Here is a 20,332-nt window from a genome sequence, read left to right on the forward strand (position 1 = left end):
ACTCCGGGTCTCGGGTCACAGGGTCTTTTTCGGGGGCTCCGGGTGGCGGAGCCCCCGGCCCGGGGCGAAGCCCCGGTTCAACAGAGCGGCGAGGCCCGCCGCGGTGGGGGTACGGAAGAACTCGGCGATGGGCAGCTCGGTCCCGAGCCGTTCGGTGATCCGGTTGCGCAGGACCACCAGCAGCATCGAGTGGCCGCCGAGGGTGAACAGTTCGTCGTCGGCGCCGACCGCGGCGATGTCCAGCACCTCCGCGAAGATCTCGCAGAGGGCCTTCTCGAGCGGCGTCTCCGGCGCCCGGCCGCGAGCCGCGACCTCGGGCACCGGCAGCGCCGCCTTGTCCAGCTTCCCGTTGGGCGTCACGGGGAACGCGTCCAGTGGGACGATCGCCGCGGGCACCATGTACTCCGGCAGCGTCCGGGCAGCGAACTCGCGCAGCCGCGCGGGATCCGCGGTCGCCGGGGTGACGTAGGCGACCAGCCGCTTGTCCCGGTCCTCGCGGACGACGACCAGGGCCTGCGCGACGTCGTCGTGGCGGGTCAGGGCCGTCTCGATCTCGCCCGGTTCGATCCGGAAGCCGCGGAGCTTGACCTGGTCGTCGGTGCGGCCGAGGTACTCGAGCTGCCCGTCCGGCCGCCACCGCACGAGGTCGCCGGTGCGGTACATCCGCTCCCCCGCCGGTCCGAACGGATCGGCGACGAACCGGTCCGCGGTGAGCCCCGGCCGCCCGTGGTAGCCGCGGGCCAGCCCGGCGCCGGCCAGGTACAGCTCGCCCGGCACGCCCGCCGGGACCGGCGAAAGACCGCTGTCGAGGACGTACGCGCGGGTGTTGTGCACCGGCCGCCCGACCACCGGCCGGTCGGCGTCGCCGAAGCGGCCGACCAGGGCGTCCACCGTGGTCTCGGTGGGGCCGTAGAGGTTGTACGCCGCCGTGCCCGGCATCGACGACAACGTCTCCCACAGCGTCTGCGAAACGGCTTCGCCGCCGACGCCGACCACGCCGAGGGCGCACCGGCCGTCCGCGATCACCCCGGCCGCGGCCAGCTGCGCGAAGTGCGACGGCGTGAGTTCGAGGAAGTCGAGCCCTCGTTCGCGGACCACCGCCGCCAGGCGGTCCGGGTCGCGGCGGGTGTCGTCGTCGACGACGTGCACCTCGTGCCCGTCGAGCAGCCACAGCTGCGGCTGCCAGGACGCGTCGAAGAAGAACGCCCACGCGTGCCCGACCCGCAGCCGCCGTCCCCCCACCGCGGCGACAGCCGGGCGGTACAACGTCTCGCGGTGGCTGTGGAACAGGTTCACCAGCCCGGAGTGCGGGATGACGACACCCTTGGGCTTGCCGGTGGACCCGGACGTGTAGAGCACGTACGCCGGGTTCGCGGGCGACGGCGGGGTCAGCGCCGCGTCACTGTCCACAATGTCCTCGACGAACAGAGCGCCCGGGACAAGGAAATCGAGCGAACGGCTCGTGAGCACCAGCGCGGGATCGGCGTCGGCGAGGATCGCCGAAATCCGGTCCAGGGGCTGGTCCGGGTCGATCGGCAGGTAGGCCGCGCCGGTCTTGAACACGCCGAAGATCGCCTCGACGACCGCTGCCGACCGCGGCAGGACCAGCGCCACGACCTTCTCCGGACCCGCACCCTCGGACGCGAGCCACCGGGCGAGGCGGTCGGTCCGCGCGGCGAACTCCGCGAACGTGACGCTCGAAGACGCGTCGCTCAGCGCGGTCGCGTTCGGGGTCGCCGCCACCTGGGCGGCCAGCCGGTCCACGACCGTCGGCGCCGGGAGCGTCAGCGGCGCCCCGGCACCCCAGTCGCGCAGAATCCGGTCTCGCTCACCGGGATCGAGGACGTCGATCCGGCTCAGCGGCCGGTCCGGGTCCGCGACGACCGCCGCCATCACCCGGACGAGGCGCTCGGTGAGCGCCCGGGCCGTCGGCTCGTCGAACAGGTCGAGGCTGAACTCGAGGTCGCCGTCGATGCCCTCGGCCGTCTCGACCAGGTCGAACGACAGGTCGAACTTCGCCTGCCGCAGCCCGGTGTCCCGGTAGGCCGCGGCCAGCCCGAGCAGCCGTTCCGGCTCCGAACCGGAGTGGTAGACCGCCAGCATGACCTGGAACAGCGGGTGCCGGGCCAGCGACCGGGGCGGGTTGAGCAGCTCGACGAGGTGCTCGAACGGCAGGTCCTGGTGGGCGTAGGCGGCCAGGTCGGCTTCGCGGACGCGGTCCAGGAGCTCGCGGAACGTCGGATCTCCGCCGGTGTCGGTCCGCAGGACGAGGGTGTTGACGAAGAATCCCGCGAGGTCCTCCAGCGCGTGGTCCGAGCGGCCGGCCACCGGGGTTCCCAAGGGGATGTCGGTGCCCGCACCGAGCCGGGTCAGCAGGGTGGCCAGCACCGCCTGCAGGACCATGAACGTGCTGGTGTCACTGCGGTGGGCCAGCTCCCGGAGTCCGCTGTGGACGGAAGCGGGCACGGTGAACGGCACGGCGGCGCCCCGGCCGGTCGTGCGCGCCGGACGCGGCCGGTCGGCCGGGAGCGCCAGCTCGTCGGGGATGCCCGCGAGGGTGTCCCGCCAGAACGCCGCCTGCCGGCCGAGGAGGCTGTCCGGATCGTCGGCACGGCCGAACATCTCCCGCTGCCACAGCGTGTAGTCCGCGTACTGCACCGGCAAGGGAGTCCACTGTGGACGCTCACCGCGCCGCCGGGCCGCGTACGCGGTGTCGAGGTCCCTCTTCAACGGCGGCAGCGACCAGCCGTCACCCGCGATGTGGTGCACCAGCAGCACGAACACGTGCCGGTCCGGCCTGGCCGAGATGAGCGTCGCCCGGATCGGGATCTCGGCGTCGAGGGTGAAGCAGTACGACGCCGCGGCGGTGACGCGCTCGTCGAGGTCGGCAGCCGTCTCGGTGACCAGCACCGGGTCGGCCCGATCGAGCACGACCTGCCGGGGCGTGCCCTGCTCCTCGACCAGGAGCGTCCGGAGCACTTCGTGGCGCGCCACGACGTCACCCAAAGCGGCCCGCAGCGCGTCGGTGTCGACCGGGCCGGTCAACTCCCAGGCCCAGGGGATGTTGTAGGTCGCGGACGGCCCGTCGAGGCGGTCGAGGAACCACAGCCGCTGCTGCGCGAACGACAGCGGCAGGACGTCCGGCCGCTCGGCCCGGACCAGCGCCGGACGGCGGCCCCGGCCCGGGTCCAGCGCTTCGGCGAGCCGGGCCGGCGTGGGCGCGTCGAACACCGCCCGGAGCGGCACCTCGACGCCGAGCAGCGCGCGGATCCGGCTGACCAGCCGCGTCGCCAGCAGCGAGTGCCCGCCGAGGGCGAAGAACCCGTCGTCCGGGCCGACCGAGGGCACGCCGAGGACGTCCGCGAACAGTTCGCACAACGCCTGTTCGGCGGGCGTCCGCGCGGCCCGTCCCGACGTCCGGATCTCCGGGTCGGGCAGGGCGGCGCGGTCGAGCTTGCCGTTGGCGTTCACCGGCAGCTCGGGCAGGACGACGATCGCCGACGGCACCAGGTACTCCGGCAGCCGCGCGGCGAGCGACGCCCGCAGCGCCACCGGGTCGCCCGAGGGCGCCACATACGCGATCAGCCGGTCTTCCCGGGCGAGCACGGCCGCGCGCGCCACCGACGCGTCGGCCGTCAGCGCGGCTTCCACTTCACCGGGCTCGACGCGGAACCCGCGGATCTTGATCTGCTGGTCGGCGCGGCCGAGGAAGTCCAGTGCCCCGTCGGCGCGGCGGCGGACGAGGTCGCCGGTCCGGTACATCCGCTCCCCCGGCTCGAACGGCGAGGCGACGAACCGTTCGGCGGTGAGCGCCGGCCGTCCCAGGTAACCCCGCGCGAGTCCGGCGCCCGCGAGGTACAGCTCGCCGCGGACGCCCGGCGGCACCGGCCGCAACGCCGCATCGAGGACGTACGCCCGGGTGTTCGCGACCGGCCGCCCGATGGCCACCGGGCCGCAGACCTGGGCCAGGCTGTCGCCCGCGACTTCCGAACAGCCGTAGAGGTTGACCAGCTTCGCCGACGGCCAGCGGGCCGCGACCTTCTCGGCAAGGACGTTCGAAAGCGGTTCGCCGCTGGTGATCCACGTGGTCACCGAGTCGAACGCGCCGGCCGGGGCGTCCTCGGCGAAGGTGTCGAGAAGGCTCGGGACGACGGTGAGCACCTGGGTGCCGGACTCGCGCACCAACGCGGCGAGCGCCATCGGGTCGGTGGCCGTCACGTCGTCGGCGAGGACCACCGGGTCGCCCGCCACCAGGCCGCCGAGCAGCTCGGTCGAGCCATCGATGAACGTCAACGCGCTCTTCGCCACGCGCACGCCGGGCCCGAGCGCCGAACGGCCCCAGTGCAGCCGGTTGGCCAGGGCTCGCTGGGTCCCGGCGACGGCCTTCGGGCGGCCGGTGGAGCCCGACGTGAAGATCACGTACGCCGGGTGGTCCGGGCCGATCGGCGGCCAGGCGGGGTCCGGCCCGGTGTCCCCCGGCCGGACGAGCCGCTCCCCGAAGCCGTCCTCCGCGACGACCAGGTGCGGAGCCGCGTCCGCGAGCATGAGATCGAGGCGTTCCGCGGGGTGGTTGAGGTCCAGGGGCAGATACGCGGCTCCGGTCTTGAGCACCCCCAGCAGCGCGACGACCAGCTCCACCGACCGCGGCAGCGCGACCGCGACCACCCGTTCCGGTCCCGCTCCCCGCGCCAGCAGCGCCCGGGCGAGGGCCGTGGCCCGCGTGTCCAGTTCGGCGTAGGTGAGCCGCTCGGCGCCGAACACCAAGGCGAGAGCGTCCGGTGTCCGCGTGACCTGGGCGGCGAACAGCCCGGCGGGCGTCTCCGCGGGCAGCGGTGTCGCGGGGTCGGCGGCGAGCTGGTCGCGCTCGGCGCCGGTGAGCAGGTCGACGGCGCCGATCCGCGTGTCCGGGTCGGCGACGACGGCGGCCAAGAGCGTCCGCAGCCGCTCCAGGATCGCCTCGACACTCGCGCGGTCGAAGACATCGCTGTTGTACTCGGCCGTGCCGCGGATCCCGGCCTGGTGCCCGGGCCGCTCGCCGACGAAGAACGTCAGGTCGGCGCGGGCGGTGCCGGTGCGGACGGGCTCCTCCGCGACGGTGAGGCCCGGCAGCGCGAGGTCGGCGACGGCGTTGTTCTGCCAGGCGAGCATGGTCTGGAACAGCGGGTGGTGCGCCAGCGACCGGGCCGGGTTGAGCGCCTCGACCAGCCGCTCGAACGGGACGTCCTGATGGGCGTAGGCGTCGAGGCTGCGGTCCCGCACCCGGGCGACGAGGTCGCGGAACGACGGGTCGCCGCCGGTGTCGACGCGCAGCACCAGGGTGTTGACGAAGAACCCGACGAGCTCGTCGAGCGCGGCGTCGGTGCGGCCGGCGATGGACGTGCCGAGCGGGATGTCGGTGCCCGCGCCGAGCCTGGTGAGCACCGCGGTGAGCCCGGCGTGCACGACCATGAACACGCTCGCGCCGCAGGCGCGGGCCAGCTCGACGAGTCCACTGTGGAGTCCGGCGTCCCAGCCGAAGGCGAACTGCTCGCCGCGGTAGGACGCTTCCGCCGGGTGCGGCCGGTCGGTGGGCAGCTCGATCCGCTCCGGCAGGCCCGCGAGAGTTTCGCGCCAGTAGGCCAGCTGCGGTTCGATCACCGGCTCGCCGAGGACGTCCCGCTGCCACAGCGTGTAGTCCGCGTACTGCACCGGCAACGGCGTCCACTGTGGAGCTTCCCCGGCCTGGCGGGCGGTGTAGGCCGTCGCGAGGTCGCGCCACAGCGGCGCGGTCGACCAGCCGTCCGAGGCGATGTGGTGGAACACCAGCACCAGGACGTGTTCGCGGACGCCGAGGCGGAGCAGCTGCGCCCGCAGCGGGATCTCCGACTCGAGCTCGAACACCGTCGCGGCCGCTTCGGACACCGCGTCGGCGAGCGTGGCCTCGGTGACCGCGCGGACCGGCAGCGGGATCGTGACGTCGCCGAGGACGAACTGCCGGGCCTCCCCGTCGATCTCGGGGAAGACCGTGCGCAGTGCCTCGTGGCGTTCGACCACATCGGACAAGGCCGTGCGCAGCGCGTCGACGTCGAGGGCGCCGCTCAGCCGGACCGCCGTCGGCATGTTGTACGTCGCCGACGGGCCTTCCAGGCGGTGCAGGAACCACAGCCGCTGCTGGGCGAACGACAGCGGCAGCACGTCCGGACGCGGGTCGGCGCGCACCAGCGCGGGCCGGGCGGGCGAAGCGCCCGACGTGGCCAGCAGAGCGGCCAGCCCCGCCACCGTCGGCGTCTCGAACACCGATCGCACCTGCAGTTCGACGCCGAACACCGCGCGCAGCCGGGCGACCAGCCGGGTCGCCATCAGCGAATGCCCGCCGAGGGCGAAGAAGTCGTCGTCGACGCCGATCGACGCCGTGTCGAGGACCTCGGCGAAGAGCCCGCAGAGGACTTCTTCGACCGGCGTCCGCGGAGCCCGGCCGGCCGTGGCCGCCTGCTTGTCGGGGCTCGGCAGGGCGCGCCGGTCCAGCTTTCCGGAAGCCAGCAGCGGGAGCCGGTCCAGCAGCACGATCGCCGACGGCACCATGTACTGCGGCAGCCGGTCGCGGACGTGCGCCCGCAGCGCCGCCACCAGCGCGTTCGCGTCCCGCTGCCCGGCCGGGTGGTTGCCCAGCGCGTCGAGGGCGGCCCGGACCGGGTGGCCCCGGTGGATCCGGGTGGGCTCGCCCGTGGTGAACACGGCTTCCAGCTCGCCCGCGTCCGCGGTGAGGGTGGCGTACACGCGATAACCGTGACGGCCGCCGAGGTCGTGCAGGGCCTCGGGGTCCACTCCGGACCGATCCTCCAGAGAGGACAGTGCCGTCCCGGCGTCGCCCGCGGCCAGCGCGGTGACGGCGGCGAGTTCACCGGACAGCCTGGCGTCGGGCACGCCGGTCACGCGCAGCCGGGCCGGGTGCGCGGCCAGCAGCCGGTCCAATTCGCCGACGGACTCGAAGGGCACGACCTGCTCGGCGGCCGCGGCCGGTTTCGGGGCCTTCCGCAGGACGACGTCGTAGCGGTGCCGGGTCAGCTCGTTGTGCGCGTGGCCGCGCTTGACCCACAGGTCGACGTCGTCGAAGCCGTCGAGAGCCAGCGCCGTGAAGAAGCCCGGGTCCAGGACCAGCTCGCCCTCGCGAGCGATCGCCTGGTCCACCGCGGCGACGTCCCGACGGCCGTGGCGCAGCTCGGTCGCGGTCCGGAAGGCCCGCAGCGAGTGGAGGTTCCGGATGTCGCCGAGGAAGATCACGCCCCCCGGCCGGACGTGGGCCGCGGCCGTGCGGAGGACTTGGGCGAGGTAGCCGACGCTCGGGAAGTACTGGGCGACGGAGTTGATGATCACCGTGTCGAAGTCCGGCAGTTCGCCCAGGTCGTGGGCGGGCCGCGCGGCGAGGTGGACCTTGGCCGCGAACGGCGTCGCCGCGAGTTCCCGCCGCAGGTTGGCGATGGCCTGCTCGGACAGGTCGACGCCCCAGTACTCCTCGGCGTCCGGGGCGATCCGCGACAGGATCAGGCCGCTGCCGACGCCGATCTCCAGGACGCGCTTCGGCCGCAGGGACCGGATCCGGTCGATCGTCGCCGCGTGCCACTCGCGCATCTCGTCCCGGGGGATCTCCGAGCCGTCGTAGCTGGAGTTCCAGCCGGTGAAGTTCTCCTCCAGCCCACCGGACGCCGCTTCGGTGAAGACGTTCTCGTGCAGCTCGCGCCACTCGCCGACGTGGTCCAGTTCCGCTTCTTCGTCCCGCCCGGCCGACGGCACGGCGTAGGCGATGAGCCGCCCGTCCCGGGCGACGACGACGGACTGCCCGACGCCCGGGTGCTCGGCCAGCACGGACTCGATTTCGCCGAGTTCGATCCGGTAGCCGCGGATCTTGACCTGGTCGTCGGCCCGGCCCAGGAACACCAGCCGCCCGTCCGGCAGCCATTTGACCAGGTCACCCGTGCGGTAGAGGCGCCCGCCCGAACCGGACGGGTCCGCGACGAACCGCTCCGCCGTCAGCCCCGGCCGCCCGAGATACCCCCGCGCCAGACCGCTTCCCGCGAGGTACAGCTCCCCCACCACGCCGGGCGGGACCGGCCGCAACCCGGCGTCGAGCACATACGCCCCGGTCCCGGGATCGGGGATGCCGATCGGGACGACCGTCGCGTCCGCCAGCTCGGCCGGGTCGCTCTCCCCCAGCGTCGAGTTGGTGGTCGCCTCGGTCGGGCCGTAGGCGTTGAACATCCGCCGCCCGGGCGCCCAGCGGCGCACCAGCTCCGGCGACACGCGCTCGGTCCCCGCGAGCAGCACGCTGTCCCGCGGCAGGTCGAGGTCCGCCGGCAGGGCGTCGAGCAGGGCGGGCGGCAGGATCATGAAGTCGACGCCGTGGGCGTGCGCGTACTCGGTCAGCGCCGCGCCCGCGACCCGCCGCTCGGCCGGGACCACGACCAGGCGCCCGCCCGAGAGCAGGCCGAGGCAGAGGTCCCAGAACGCGACGTCGAAACTCGGCGAGGCGAACTGCAGCACCCGGCTGTGCGGGCCGACGCCGAAGCGTTCGACCTGGGTGGCGACCAGTTTCGCGACGCCGGAGTGCTGGAGGACGACGCCCTTCGGCCGCCCCGATGAGCCGGACGTGTAGATCACGTACGCCGCGTTCTCCGGCGTGATCGTGACCTGCGGGTCCGCTGTGGACATTCCGGCGAGCGTCACGTCGTCCAGGAGGACCCGGGGCAGGGCCGCGGGCAGCTTCGCCTCGACGTCCCGGGTCGTCACCACGCAGACCGGGGCCGCGTCCTCGACCATGTAGGCGACGCGGTCGCCGGGGTAGTCGACGTCGATCGGCAGGTAGGCGGCACCGGCCTTGAGCACCGCCAGCTCAGCGATGATCATCTCCACCGAGCGCGGCACGGCCAGCGCGACGACCCGCTCCGGTCCGGCGCCGCGGGAGTTCAGCAGGTGCGCGAGGCGGTTGGCGCGGGCGTTCACCTCGGCGTAGGTCAGCTCGACGTCCTCGAACACGAGCGCCACCGCATCGGGGGTCTCGGCGACGCGGCGGGCGAACAACCCGGGGAACGTCTCGGTGCCCGCCGGTTCGAGCGATCCGGCCCAGGCGGTGAGTACCCGGTCGCGCTCGTCCCCGTCGAGGAGGTCGAGGGCGCCGACCGGGCGGTCGGGCTCGGCCAAGGCCGCGCGCAGCAGGACCTCGAGACGGCGCAGGATCCCCTCCGCGCTCGCGTGGTCGAAGACGTCGGCGTTGAACTCCAGGACGCCGGCGATCCCGGCGTCGCGCTCGGTCAGCGAGATCGAGAGGTCGAACTTCGACGTCCCGGTGGTCACCGGGATCTCCGTGACGGCCAGGCCGGGCAGCGTCACGTCGGCGCGGGCGTTGTTCTGCCCGGCGATCATGACCTGGAACAGCGGGTGGTAGGACAGCGACCGCGCCGGGTTGAGCACTTCGACCAGGCGCTCGAACGGCACGTCCTGGTGGGCGTAGGCGTCGAGGTTGCGTTCGCGGACCCGGGCGAGCAGTTCGCGGAAGGTCGGCTCGCCGCCGGTGTCGACGCGCAGGACCAGGGTGTTGACGAAGAAGCCGACGAGGTCGTCCAAGGCCGGGTCGGTGCGGCCGGCGATGGGCGAGCCGATCGGCACGTCGGTGCCCGCACCGAGGCGCGTGAGCAGGGCGGCGAGGGCCGCGTGCACGACCATGAACACGCTCGCGCCGCTCTCGCGGGCCAGTTCGGCCAGCCCCGCGTGGAGGCCGGCGTCCCAGGTGAAGGTGTGCAGCTCGCCGCGGAAGGTCGCGGTCGCCGGGTGCGGCCGGTCCAGGGGCAGCTCGATCCGGTCCGGCAAGCCGTCGAGGGCCGTCCGCCAGTAGTCCAGCTGGCCGCTCAGCACGCTGTCCGGGTCGTCTTCACGGCCGAGCAGATCCCGTTGCCACAGCGTGTAGTCCGCGTACTGCACCGGCAGCGGCGTCCACTGTGGAGCTTCCCCGGCCCGGCGGGCGGCGTAGGCCGTGGCGATGTCGCGCCACAGCGGGGCCATGGACCAGCCGTCGGAGGCGATGTGGTGGAACACCAGGGCGAAGACGTGCTCGCGGGCGCTGAGCCGCAGCAGCTCCGCGCGCACCGGCACCTGCCGCTCCAGATCGAACGACCCGCGGACCAGCCCGGTCAGGGCCTCGTCGAGGTCCTCGACTTCGCGCACCGGCAGGTCGACCTCCCCGGCCGGGAGGATGTCCTGATAGGGCACGCCGTCCCGCTGCGGGAACCGGGTCCGCAGTGCTTCGTGCCGGGCGACCACATCGGACAGCGCGCGGCGCAACGCGTCGACGTCGAGGGCGCCTTCGAGACGCATGATCAGCGGGACGTTGTAGGTGGCCGACGGCCCTTCGAGGTGGTGCAGGAACCACAGCCGCTGCTGGGCGCCGGACAGCGGGACGAGGTCCGGCCGGCGCGCGGGGACCAGGGGCGGCCGCGCGGTGCCGCGGGCGGTGGCGAGTACCTCGGCCAGGCCCGCCGGGGTGGGCGTCTCGAAGACCGCCCGCACTTCGAGCTCGGCGTTCAAGGCGGTGCGGACGCGGGCGATCAGCCGCGTGGCCAGCAGTGAATGGCCGCCGAGGGCGAAGAAGCTGTCGTCCGGGCCGACCCGCGGCAGGCCGAGGACATCGGCGAACAGCGCGCACAGCTCCCGTTCGACCGGGGTGCGCGGTTCGCGGGCCGACACGGCTGCGCTCCGGTCCGGGGCCGGGAGCGCGCGGCGGTCGAGCTTGCCGTTCGCCGTCACGGGCAGCGCGTCGAGCACGACGATCGCCGACGGCACCATGTGCTCGGGCAGCCGGCCGGCGGCCAGGGCGCGCAGGTCCGCGGGCAGGGCGGTGCTGCGGCGCGAGCGCCGGGGATTGCCGGTGTAGGACAGGATCGGGTCCGGGCCGGGACGGAACGCGCCGGCCGGGTCACCGCTGGTGAACAGGACGTCGACCGAGCCGTCGCCGGCCGCGGACCAGGTGACGACCGCACCCAGCTCGTACCAGTCTTCGGGGTTCACCCCGTCGGTGATCCGCCCGTTGGGGACGCCTTCGACGCGCAGGCCGTCGCGAATCCGCGCGACCACCTCCTCCACAGTGGACACATCGGTGCCCCAGTTCAGCGTCTCGGCCCGAAGCGGCTCGACGGTTCCCGGACGCAGGACGACGTCGTAGCGGTACTGGGTCAGTTCGTTGATCGCGCGGCCGCGCTTGACCCGGATGTCCGCGGCGACCCCGTCCAGGCCCGCGAAGAACTCCGGCGCCACCAGGAGTTCCTTCTCGCGCAGCAGCCGTTGTTCGACGTCACCGCCGCGCGCCTCGGCCACCGCCTTGTGGAACGCCCGGACCTGACGCAGGTCGCGGACGTCCCCGACGAAGAGCGAGCCCCCCGGTGCCAGGAGGTCCAGGGCCTTGCGCACCACATCCAGGAGGTACGTCCCGCTCGGGAAGTACTGGACGACGGAGTTGAGCACGATCGTGTCGAAGAACTCCGGCGGCAGGCCGGAGACGTCGGCGGCGTCGCCGGTGCGCAGTTCGACGCGCTCGGCGAGCACCGGATCGGCCGCGACCCGCTCGCCCAGCGAAGCGATGACCTCGGCGGAGAAGTCCGTGCCCCAGTAGGCCTCGCAGTGCGGGGCCAGCTCGGTCAGCAGCAGGCCGCTGCCGACGCCGATTTCCAGGACCCGCCGCGGGTTCAGGTCGCGGATCCGGGTGACGATCGCGTCGCGCCACTCGCGCATCTCCGCGCGGGGGATCGGCTCACCGGCGTAGCTGGAGTTCCAGCCCGCGAACTCGTCGCGGTCGCCCGAGTACATCGAGTCGTACAGCTCGCGCCACTCGCCGACCTGCGCGGCCTCCTCCCCGGCCGAACCGGCGGTATCTGCGGGGACGACGTACCCGACCAGGCGGACGTCGCCGGGGCGGTCCTCGCGGGCGACGACGACGGCGTGGGCGACGTCGTCGTGGGTGGCCAGGGTCGCGGCGATCTCCCCGGGTTCGACGCGGAAGCCGCGGATCTTGATCTGCTCGTCGCCGCGGCCCAGGAACTCGAGGACGCCGTCGGGGCGGAAGCGGGCGAGGTCGCCGGTGCGGTACATCCGGGCGCCAGGCGCGCCGAAGGGGTCGGCGACGAACCGCTCGGCGGTGAGCCCGGCCCGGCCGAGGTAGCCGCGGGCGAGCTGGACGCCGGCCAGGTACAGCTCACCGGGGGTACCCGGCGGGACCGGACGCAGGCCGGCGTCGAGGACGTAGGTGCGGGTGTTCCACACCGGACGTCCGATGGGGACGGAAGTGTCCTCGGTGGACGTCCGATGGGCGGTGACGTCCACCGAGGCTTCGGTCGGGCCGTACAGGTTGTGCAGCTCGGCGGCCAGGACTCGGCCGAACTGCGCGACGGCGTCCGGGGGTAGGGCCTCGCCACTGCACAGCACCCGGCGCAGGCTCGTGCACTCCCCCGCCGCCGGCTCCTGGAGGAAGACCTGGAGCATCGACGGGACGAAGTGGACGGTCGTGATGGCCCGGTCGCGGATCAGCCGGGCGAGGTAGGCGGGGTCCTTGTGCCCGTCCGGCCGGGCGAGCACCTCGGTGGCGCCGGTGATCAGCGGCCAGAGGAACTCCCACACCGAGACGTCGAAGCTGGACGGCGTCTTCTGCAGCACCCGGTCGCCGGTGGTCAGGCCGTACTCGGCCTGCATCCACAGCAGCCGGTTCACGATCCCGGCGTGCGGGACGACCACGCCCTTCGGCCGGCCCGTCGAGCCGGAGGTATAGATGACGTACACCGGGTTCTCCGGCCGCGGCACGACCTCCAGGGGCGCGTCCGGAACTCCGGCCAGGGTCTCCGGGTCGTCCAGGAGCAGGGCGCCCGGGACGGCGGTGTCCGCGACGGCCAGCACCAGTGCCGGGTCGGCGTCTTCGAGCATGAACGCGATGCGGCCGGCCGGGTAGCCGGGGTCGAGCGGCAGGTAGGCCGCGCCCGCCTTGAGCACGGCGAGGATCGCCGTGACCAGGTGCGTCGAGCGGGGCAGCGCCAACGCGACCACCCGCTCCGGCCCGGCGCCCCGCGCGGCCAGCACGCGGGCCAGGCGGTCGGAGACGGCGTCGAGCTCGGCGTAGGTGAGTTCTTCGTCCTCGAACACCAGCGCGGGGTGGTCCGGGGTCCGCGCGACCTGAGCGGCGAACAGCTCGGGGACGGTGACCGCCGGGACGTCCTCGACGGCCCCTGACCAGGTCCGTTCGAGGCCGTCGCGCTCGGCCGCGGTGAGCACGTCGAGGGACCCGAGGCGGCGGTCCGGGGCGGCGGCGACCTGGCGGAGCAGGGTTTCCAGGCGGTCGAGGACGCCGGTCACGGTGGCGCGGTCGAACACCTCGGCGTTGAACTCGGCTTGGCCGTGCAGGCCGTCGGCGCGCTCGGTGAAGGAGAACCAGAGGTCGAACTTGGCCGTGCCGGTGCCGACGGGCCGCTCGGTCACGGTGAGGCCGGGCAGTGCGACGCCGGTGCCGGGGGTGTTCTGCCAGGCGAGCATGGTCTGGAACAGCGGGTGGTGGGCCAGCGACCGGGCCGGGTTGAGCGCCTCGACCAGCCGCTCGAACGGGACGTCCTGGTGGGCGTAGGCGTCGAGGCTGCGCTCGCGCACCCGGGCCACGAGGTCGCGGAACGTCGGGTCGCCGCCGGTGTCGACGCGCAGCACCAGGGTGTTGACGAAGAACCCGACGAGGTCGTCGAGCGCGGCGTCGGTGCGGCCGGCGATCGGGGTGCCGATCGGGATGTCGGTGCCCGCGCCGAGCCGCGTGAGCAGCGCCGCCAGGCCCGCGTGCACGACCATGAACGGGCTGGCCCCGCACGCGCGGGCCAGGTCGGCGAGCCCGGCCTGGAGCCCGGCGTCCCAGGTGAAGGTGAAGAACCCGCCGCGGTAGGCGGAGGCCGGCGGGTGCGGCCGGTCGAGCGGCAGCGGGATCCGGTCGGGCAGGCCGGCGAGGGCTTCCCGCCAGTAGCCGAGCTGGGCGGTCTCTTCGGCGGCGAGGAGATCGCTTTGCCAGAGCGTGTAGTCCGCATACTGTACGGGCAAGGGCGTCCACTGTGGAACCTCGCCGCGCAGACGGGCGCGGTAGGCCGCCGCGATGTCCCGCCACAGGGGTGACAGCGACCAGCCGTCGGCGGCGATGTGGTGCACGACCAGGACCAGCACGTGCCGCCGCGGGTCGGCGGTCAGCAGTTCCGCGCGCACCGGCACCCCGGCACCGAGGTCGAACACGCCGCGCACGAGCGCGGCCACTTCGGCGTCCACATCGGACACTTCCCGGACGGTCAGTGCCACCGTTCCTTCGGGGAGCACCCGCTGGTACGGCACGCCGCCGTCGACCGGGAAGACCGTCCGCAGTGCCTCGTGCCGGCCCAGGACGTCGGCGAGCGCCGAACGCAGCGCGTCGACGTCGAGCTCGCCGGCCAGCTCCATGACGAGCGGGACGTTGTAGGTCGCCGAGCCGCCTTCCAGCCCGTGCAGGAACCACAGGCGCTGCTGCGCGAACGACAGCGGCAGCCGCTCCGGCCGCTCGGTGACGCGCACGAGCGGGCGCCGCCCGGTCTCGGTGACGGCGCCGGCGAGGAGGTCCGCGAGGGCGGCCGGCGTCGGCGCGTCGAACACGGCCCGCACCGGCACTTCGGCGCCGACGGCCGCGCGAATGCGCTGGATCAGCCGGGTGGCGAGCAGCGAGTGCCCGCCGAGCGCGAAGAAGTCGTCGTCCGGTCCGGCCTGCGGCACCCCGAGGACGTCGGCGAACATCTCGCACAGCAGCTGCTCGACGGGGTTGCGCGGCGCGCGGCCGGGCCCGGCGGTGAACCGCTCGGGGCTCGGCAGGGCCTTGCGGTCCAGCTTGCCGGAGGCGAGCACCGGCAGCTTGTCGAGGATCACGAACGCCGAAGGCACCATGTACCGCGGCAGCCGGTCCCGGACGTGCGCGCGCAGCGACGCCACCAGCGCCCCGGTCTCTCGCCGGGCCGCGGGGTTGTTGGCGTACGACCCCGGCGCGCCCGTCTGGCGCACCGGACGGTAAGCGGAACCGTCTTCGCCCCTCGTGAAGACGGCTTCCAGCTCGCCGCCCGCGGCCGCCAAGGTGACGGCCACGCGGTAGCCGGCGCGCTCGCCGAGCCGGTGCAGGTCTTCCGGGTCGACGCCGTCCCGGCGGCCGAGCGCGGCCAGGGCGGCCTCGGCGTCACCGGTGTCCAGGGCGCGGACCGCGGCCCGTTCGCCGGCCAGCCGCGCGTCCGGGATCGCGGTGACCCGCAGCCTCTCCGGCGTCTCGGCGGACAGGAACCGTTCCACCGCACCGAGGTCGCCGAAGGCGACTACCTGCTCTTCGGCCGCTTCCGGCCGCGGGGCCTTCCGCAGCACGACGTCGTAGCGGTGCCGGGTCAGCTCGTTGTGCGCCTGGCCGCGCTTGACCCACAGGTCGACGTCGCCGAAGCCGTCGAGTTCCCGGGCCAGGGCGGCGAAGAAGTCCGGGTCGAGGACCAGCTCGCCGTCCCGTGCGATCGCCTGGTCCACCGCGGCGACGTCGGTCCGGCCGCGGTGCAGCTCGACGGCGGTCCGGAAGGCCCGCAGCGAACGCAGGTTGCGGATGTCACCGAGGAAGATCGTCCCGCCCGGGGCCAGCCGCGCGGCGGCGGTCTTGACGACTTCGGCGAGGTAGTCCGCACTCGGGAAGTACTGGGCGACGGAGTTGATGATCACCGTGTCGAAGTCCGGCAGTGCGCCGAGGTCGTGGGCGGGCCGCGCGGCGAGGTGGACCTTGCCCGCCAGCTCGGGCCTGGCGGCGACCTCGCGCCGGACGTTCTCGACGGCGCTCTCGGAAAGGTCGACACCCCAGTAGGTTTCGGCGTCCGGGGCGATCCGCGAGAGGATCAGCCCGCTGCCGACGCCGATCTCCAGCACCCGCTTCGGCCGCAGCGCCCGGATCCGCTCGATCGTCGCCGCGTGCCACTCCCGCATCTCGGCGAGGGGGAGCTCCGAGCCGTCGTAGCTGGAGTTCCAGCCGGCGAAGTTCTCTTCGATGCCGTGGGAGCCGGCGAGCATCTCCTCGTGGACGTCGTGCCATTCGTCGACGTGGCCCTGCTCGGCCGTCCGGTCCCGGTCGGGTACCGGCACGGCGTAGGCGATCAGCTGCCCGTCCTGCGCGACGACGACCGGCTGGCCGACGCGTGGGTGTTCGGCGAGCACCGACTCGATTTCGCCGAGTTCGATGCGGTAGCCGCGGATCTTGACCTGGTCGTCGGCCCGGCCGAGGAACACGAGCCGGCCGTCCGGCAGCCACTTGACCAGGTCACCGGTCCGGTAGAGGCGTCCGCCGGAACCGAAGGGGTCGGCGATGAACCGCTCCGCCGTCAGCCCCGGGCGTCCGAGGTACCCCCGCGCCAAACCACTTCCCGCGAGGTACAGCTCCCCCACCACGCCGATCGGCACCGGGGCGAGGTGCGCGTCGAGGACGTACGCCCGGGTGCCGGGGTCCGGCACGCCGATCGGGACGGCCGAGCCGGGGACGATCTCCGGGTCGCAGAGCCCGAGCGTCGAGTTGGTCGTGGCCTCGGTCGGGCCGTAGGCGTTGAACATCCGCCGCCCGGGCGCCCAGCGGCGCACCAGCTCCGGCGACACGCGTTCGGTCCCCGCGAGCAGCACGCTGTTGCGCGGCAGGTCGCAGTCCTCGGGGAACTCTGCGAGCAGCGCGGGTGGCAGGATCATGAAGTCGACGCCGTGGGCGTGCGCGTATTCGGCCAGCTCGGGCCCGGGCACCCGGCGTTCGGCCGGGACGATCACCAAGCGGCCGCCGGAGAGCAGACCGAGGCACAGGTCCCAGAACGCGACGTCGAAACTCGGGGACGCGAACTGCAGCACGCGGCTGTGCGGGCCCACGCCGAACCGCTCGGACTGCGTCGCGACGAGCTTCGCGACACCCAAGTGGGAGACCACGACGCCCTTGGGCCGCCCGGTGGAGCCGGAGGTGTAGATGACGTAGGCGGCGTTGGCCGGGACGATCGCGGCGGCCGGGTCCGTCGCCGGGACGTCGTCCAGGCTCACCTCGTCCAGGAGCAGGACATCGCCGTCGAACCGGCCGGCGAGTTCGCGGGTGGTGACCACGCAGACCGGGCGCGCGTCGGCGACCATGAACGCGATGCGCTCGGCCGGGTAGTCCTGGTCCAGCGGCAGGTACGCGGCGCCGGCCTTGAGCACCGCGAGTTCGGCGACGATCATGTCCACCGACCGCGGCACGGCGAGCGCGACGACGCGTTCCGGACCGGCGCCGCGGCCGGCGAGGACGTGGGCGAGCCGGTTCGCGCGGGCGTCGAGCTCGGCGTAGGTGAGTTCCTCGTCTTCGAAGACCAGCGCGATCCCGTCCGGGTTTTCCCGGACCCGGGCCGCGAACAGCTCCGGCAAGGTGGCCGGCGGCGTCGCGAGGTCCGTGTCGTTCCAGTCGTCGAGGATCCGGTGCAGTTCCGGCGCGGCCATCAGCGCGAGCCGGTCGACCGGCCACTGTGGACGTTCCGCCGCCTCGGCGATGAGGTGGTCCAGGTGGTCGAGCATGCGGTCCACAGTGGACGCGTCGAGGACGTCGGGGCGGTAGCGCACCCCCTCGCCGGTCAGGTTCAGGTCCAGGGGCAGGCCGGTCTCGGCGCCGAAGCCGACATTGACGAGCAGCGACCCGCCGCGACCGGGCTCCGGTTCCAGCTCGGCGACCAGGTCGGCGAAGGGCACCTCGTGCTCCAGCGCCGCTTCTCGCGCCTCACGGACGCGCGCGACGACGTCGGCGAATCCGGGCGAGCCGCCCAGATCCACCCGCAGCGGCACCAGCGAGCCGATCCCGAGCAGGACGTCGGCCGTTCCCGCATAGCGGGACAACAGCACGGTGAACGCCGCGAGGAGCGTGAGTTCGTCGGCCTCGGGCACGGGCCGGGCGAGCGTCACCGGGGCGGCGGGCTCCGCCGGGTACGGCCGGTCGACCGGCAGCGGCAGCTCCTTCGGCGCCGAAGCGAGGCAGTCACGCCAGAAACCCAGCCTCGACACCTGCTGCTGCACAGCGTCACCGTTGCTCACCGGTAGACCAGCCTCCCGCTGCTCACGGCGTCCCGGCCGGGACGCGAAGTTAGGTGACCCTAACAAACAGATGGTGAGGATGCACTCCTGTACCATCGGTTAGCCTTACCTAAATCAGTACCAGTCGGAGGTGCGGTGCGAACAGACCCCGGAGGGATCGCTCTCGAGCGACGCCCGCCACACACGGGCCGCGCGCTCGGTCTGCTGGCCGCTCTCGGTGTGCTGGTTTTCCTCTGCCTGCTGAGTGTCTGGCTGGGTTCCAAGGAGATCTCGTTCGGCGCCGTCTGGCAGGTCCTGTGGCACGACGACGGGTCCGCCGACGCCGTGATCATCCACAGTGTCCGGATGCCGCGCACCCTGCTGGCCGTGCTGGTCGGCGCCGCGCTCGGGCTGGCCGGCACGCTCATGCAGGCGTTGACCCGCAACCCCCTGGCCGACCCGGGACTGCTCGGCGTCAGCGCCGGGGCCGCGTTCGCCATCGTCTTCTCCATCACGGTGCTCGGCGTGAGCTCCCTCTACGGCTACATCTGGTTCGCCTTCGCCGGTGCGCTCGCCGCGACCACGGTCGTCTACTTCCTCGGCACCCGGGGCCGCAGCGGCTCGAGCCCGGTCAAGCTGGCCCTCGCCGGGGCCGCCGTCACGGCGCTGCTCGGCTCGTTCACGAGCGCGATGGTGCTGTCGGACCCGGTGGCGCTCAACCGCTTCCGGTTCTGGTCGGCCGGTTCGCTCGCCGGCGTCGACAGCGGATCGCTGCTGCGGGTGCTGCCGTTCCTGCTCGTCGGCGTGGTGCTGGCGATCGCGAGCGGCCCCGCACTGAACAGCCTCGCGCTCGGCGACGACGTCGCGGTGGCGCTCGGGCGGCGGCTGGGCCCGCTGAGGCTGCGCGGCGCCCTGGCCATCACGCTCCTGACCGGCGCGTCCGTCGCGGTCGCGGGGCCGATCGTGTTCCTCGGCCTGATCGTCCCGCACGCCGTGCGGTTCCTCATCGGGCCGGACCACCGGTGGCTGCTGCCCTACACCGCGGTCCTCGCGCCCTGCCTGCTGCTGGCCGCGGACATCCTCGGCCGGATCATGGCCCGGCCCGGCGAGGTCCGCGCCGGGGTGATCGTCGCCTTCCTCGGCGCGCCGTTCTTCATCTGGCTGGTCCGCCGCCGCAAGCTGGTGGAAGCCTGATGAGCCTGCTGCAGGTGCGGCGCGGCCGCGTCACCTTCCGCCTCGAGAAACCCGCGGTGTCCGGCCAGGTCCGGCTCCGGCCGGTCGCCGTCTCGCTCGTGCTCGCCGTGCTGGCGTTCGCGTTGTTCTGCGTGGGCATGACGATCGGCGACGTCCCGCTCGGCGTGTCCGACGTCCTGTCCGCCGTGTTCGGCGGGGGCGACAGCGGCACCGGCTACATCGTGCGGGAGCTGCGGCTGCCGCGGGCGCTGACCGGGCTGCTGGCCGGGCTGGCGTTCGGCGCGTCCGGTGCGGTGTTCCAGACCATCACGCGCAACCCGCTGGCCAGCCCGGACCTGATCGGCATCAACGCGGGCGCGGCCACCGCCGTCGTCGCCGGGATCTCGTTCGGCTTCGGCGGCGGCCTCGGCACCACCACGCTCGGCCTGCTGGGCGGGCTGCTGACCGGCCTGCTCGTCTACGTCCTCGCGTGGCGGCGCGGCACCACCGGCTACCGGATCATCCTGGTGGGCATCGGCATCTTCGCGATGTGCACCAGCCTGACCGACTACCTGCTCAGCCGCGCGCAGATCACCGAGGCCCAGGCGTCGATCGGCTGGCTGGTGGGCAACCTCGCCAACCGCGGCTGGGAGCACGTCGTCCCGCTGGCCGGCGCGCTGGCGGTGCTGCTGCCGCTCGTACTGGCCCTGTCGCGGTGGATGCGCACGCTGCAGCTCGGCGACGACGTGGCCGCCGGACTCGGCACGCCGGTGCAGCCGGTCCGGCTGGGGCTGCTGCTGGCCGGCGCGGGGCTGGTCGCCTTCGCGACGGCGTCCGCGGGCCCGATCTCGTTCGTCGCGCTGACCGCGCCGCAGATCGCGCAACGCCTGGCGCGCCAGCCGTCCCCGCCGCTCATCGCGTCCGCGCTCACCGGCGCGGTGGTGGTGCTGGGCAGCGACCTCCTGGCCCGCACCCTCACGGCGTCCCCGCTCCCGGTCGGCATCGTGACCGGCGCGCTCGGCGCCCCGCTGCTGCTCTGGCTGCTGGCCAGGGCCAACCGATCCGGCTCCGGAGGCTGAAC

Annotated in this window: 3 protein-coding genes; 2 read left to right on the forward strand and 1 reads right to left on the reverse strand. The window is 73.6% G+C overall.

Features of this window, described 5'->3' with window-relative positions:
- Positions 1-15: 15 nt before the first annotated feature.
- On the reverse strand, positions 16-18,081 hold the full coding sequence (locus AB0M30_RS36335; protein ID WP_364593622.1) for an amino acid adenylation domain-containing protein: 18,066 nt from the start codon (positions 18,079-18,081) through the stop codon (positions 16-18).
- A 153-nt stretch (positions 18,082-18,234) separates the two neighbouring features.
- Between AB0M30_RS36335 and AB0M30_RS36340 the strand changes: the two genes are divergently transcribed.
- Together AB0M30_RS36340 and AB0M30_RS36345 are read left to right on the forward strand one after the other, a co-directional pair.
- Positions 18,235-19,272: an iron chelate uptake ABC transporter family permease subunit gene (locus tag AB0M30_RS36340; RefSeq protein ID WP_364593625.1), complete on the forward strand. Its 1,038-nt coding sequence runs from the start codon at positions 18,235-18,237 to the stop codon at positions 19,270-19,272.
- Entirely contained in the window at positions 19,272-20,330 is a 1,059-nt protein-coding gene (locus AB0M30_RS36345; protein WP_364593628.1) for an iron chelate uptake ABC transporter family permease subunit, read from the forward strand. The genes AB0M30_RS36340 and AB0M30_RS36345 overlap by 1 nt, the downstream gene beginning before the upstream one ends.
- Positions 20,331-20,332 lie beyond the last annotated feature (2 nt).

Source organism: Amycolatopsis sp. NPDC051716 (genome assembly GCF_040681595.1).
Classification (GTDB): Bacteria; Actinomycetota; Actinomycetes; order Mycobacteriales; family Pseudonocardiaceae; genus Amycolatopsis.

Excerpts from the sequence above, each read along its gene's own strand:
- AB0M30_RS36345 (WP_364593628.1), top strand. The coding sequence starts at position 19,272 with ATGAGCCTGCTGCAGGTGCGGCGCGGCCGCGTCACCTTCCGCCTCGAG.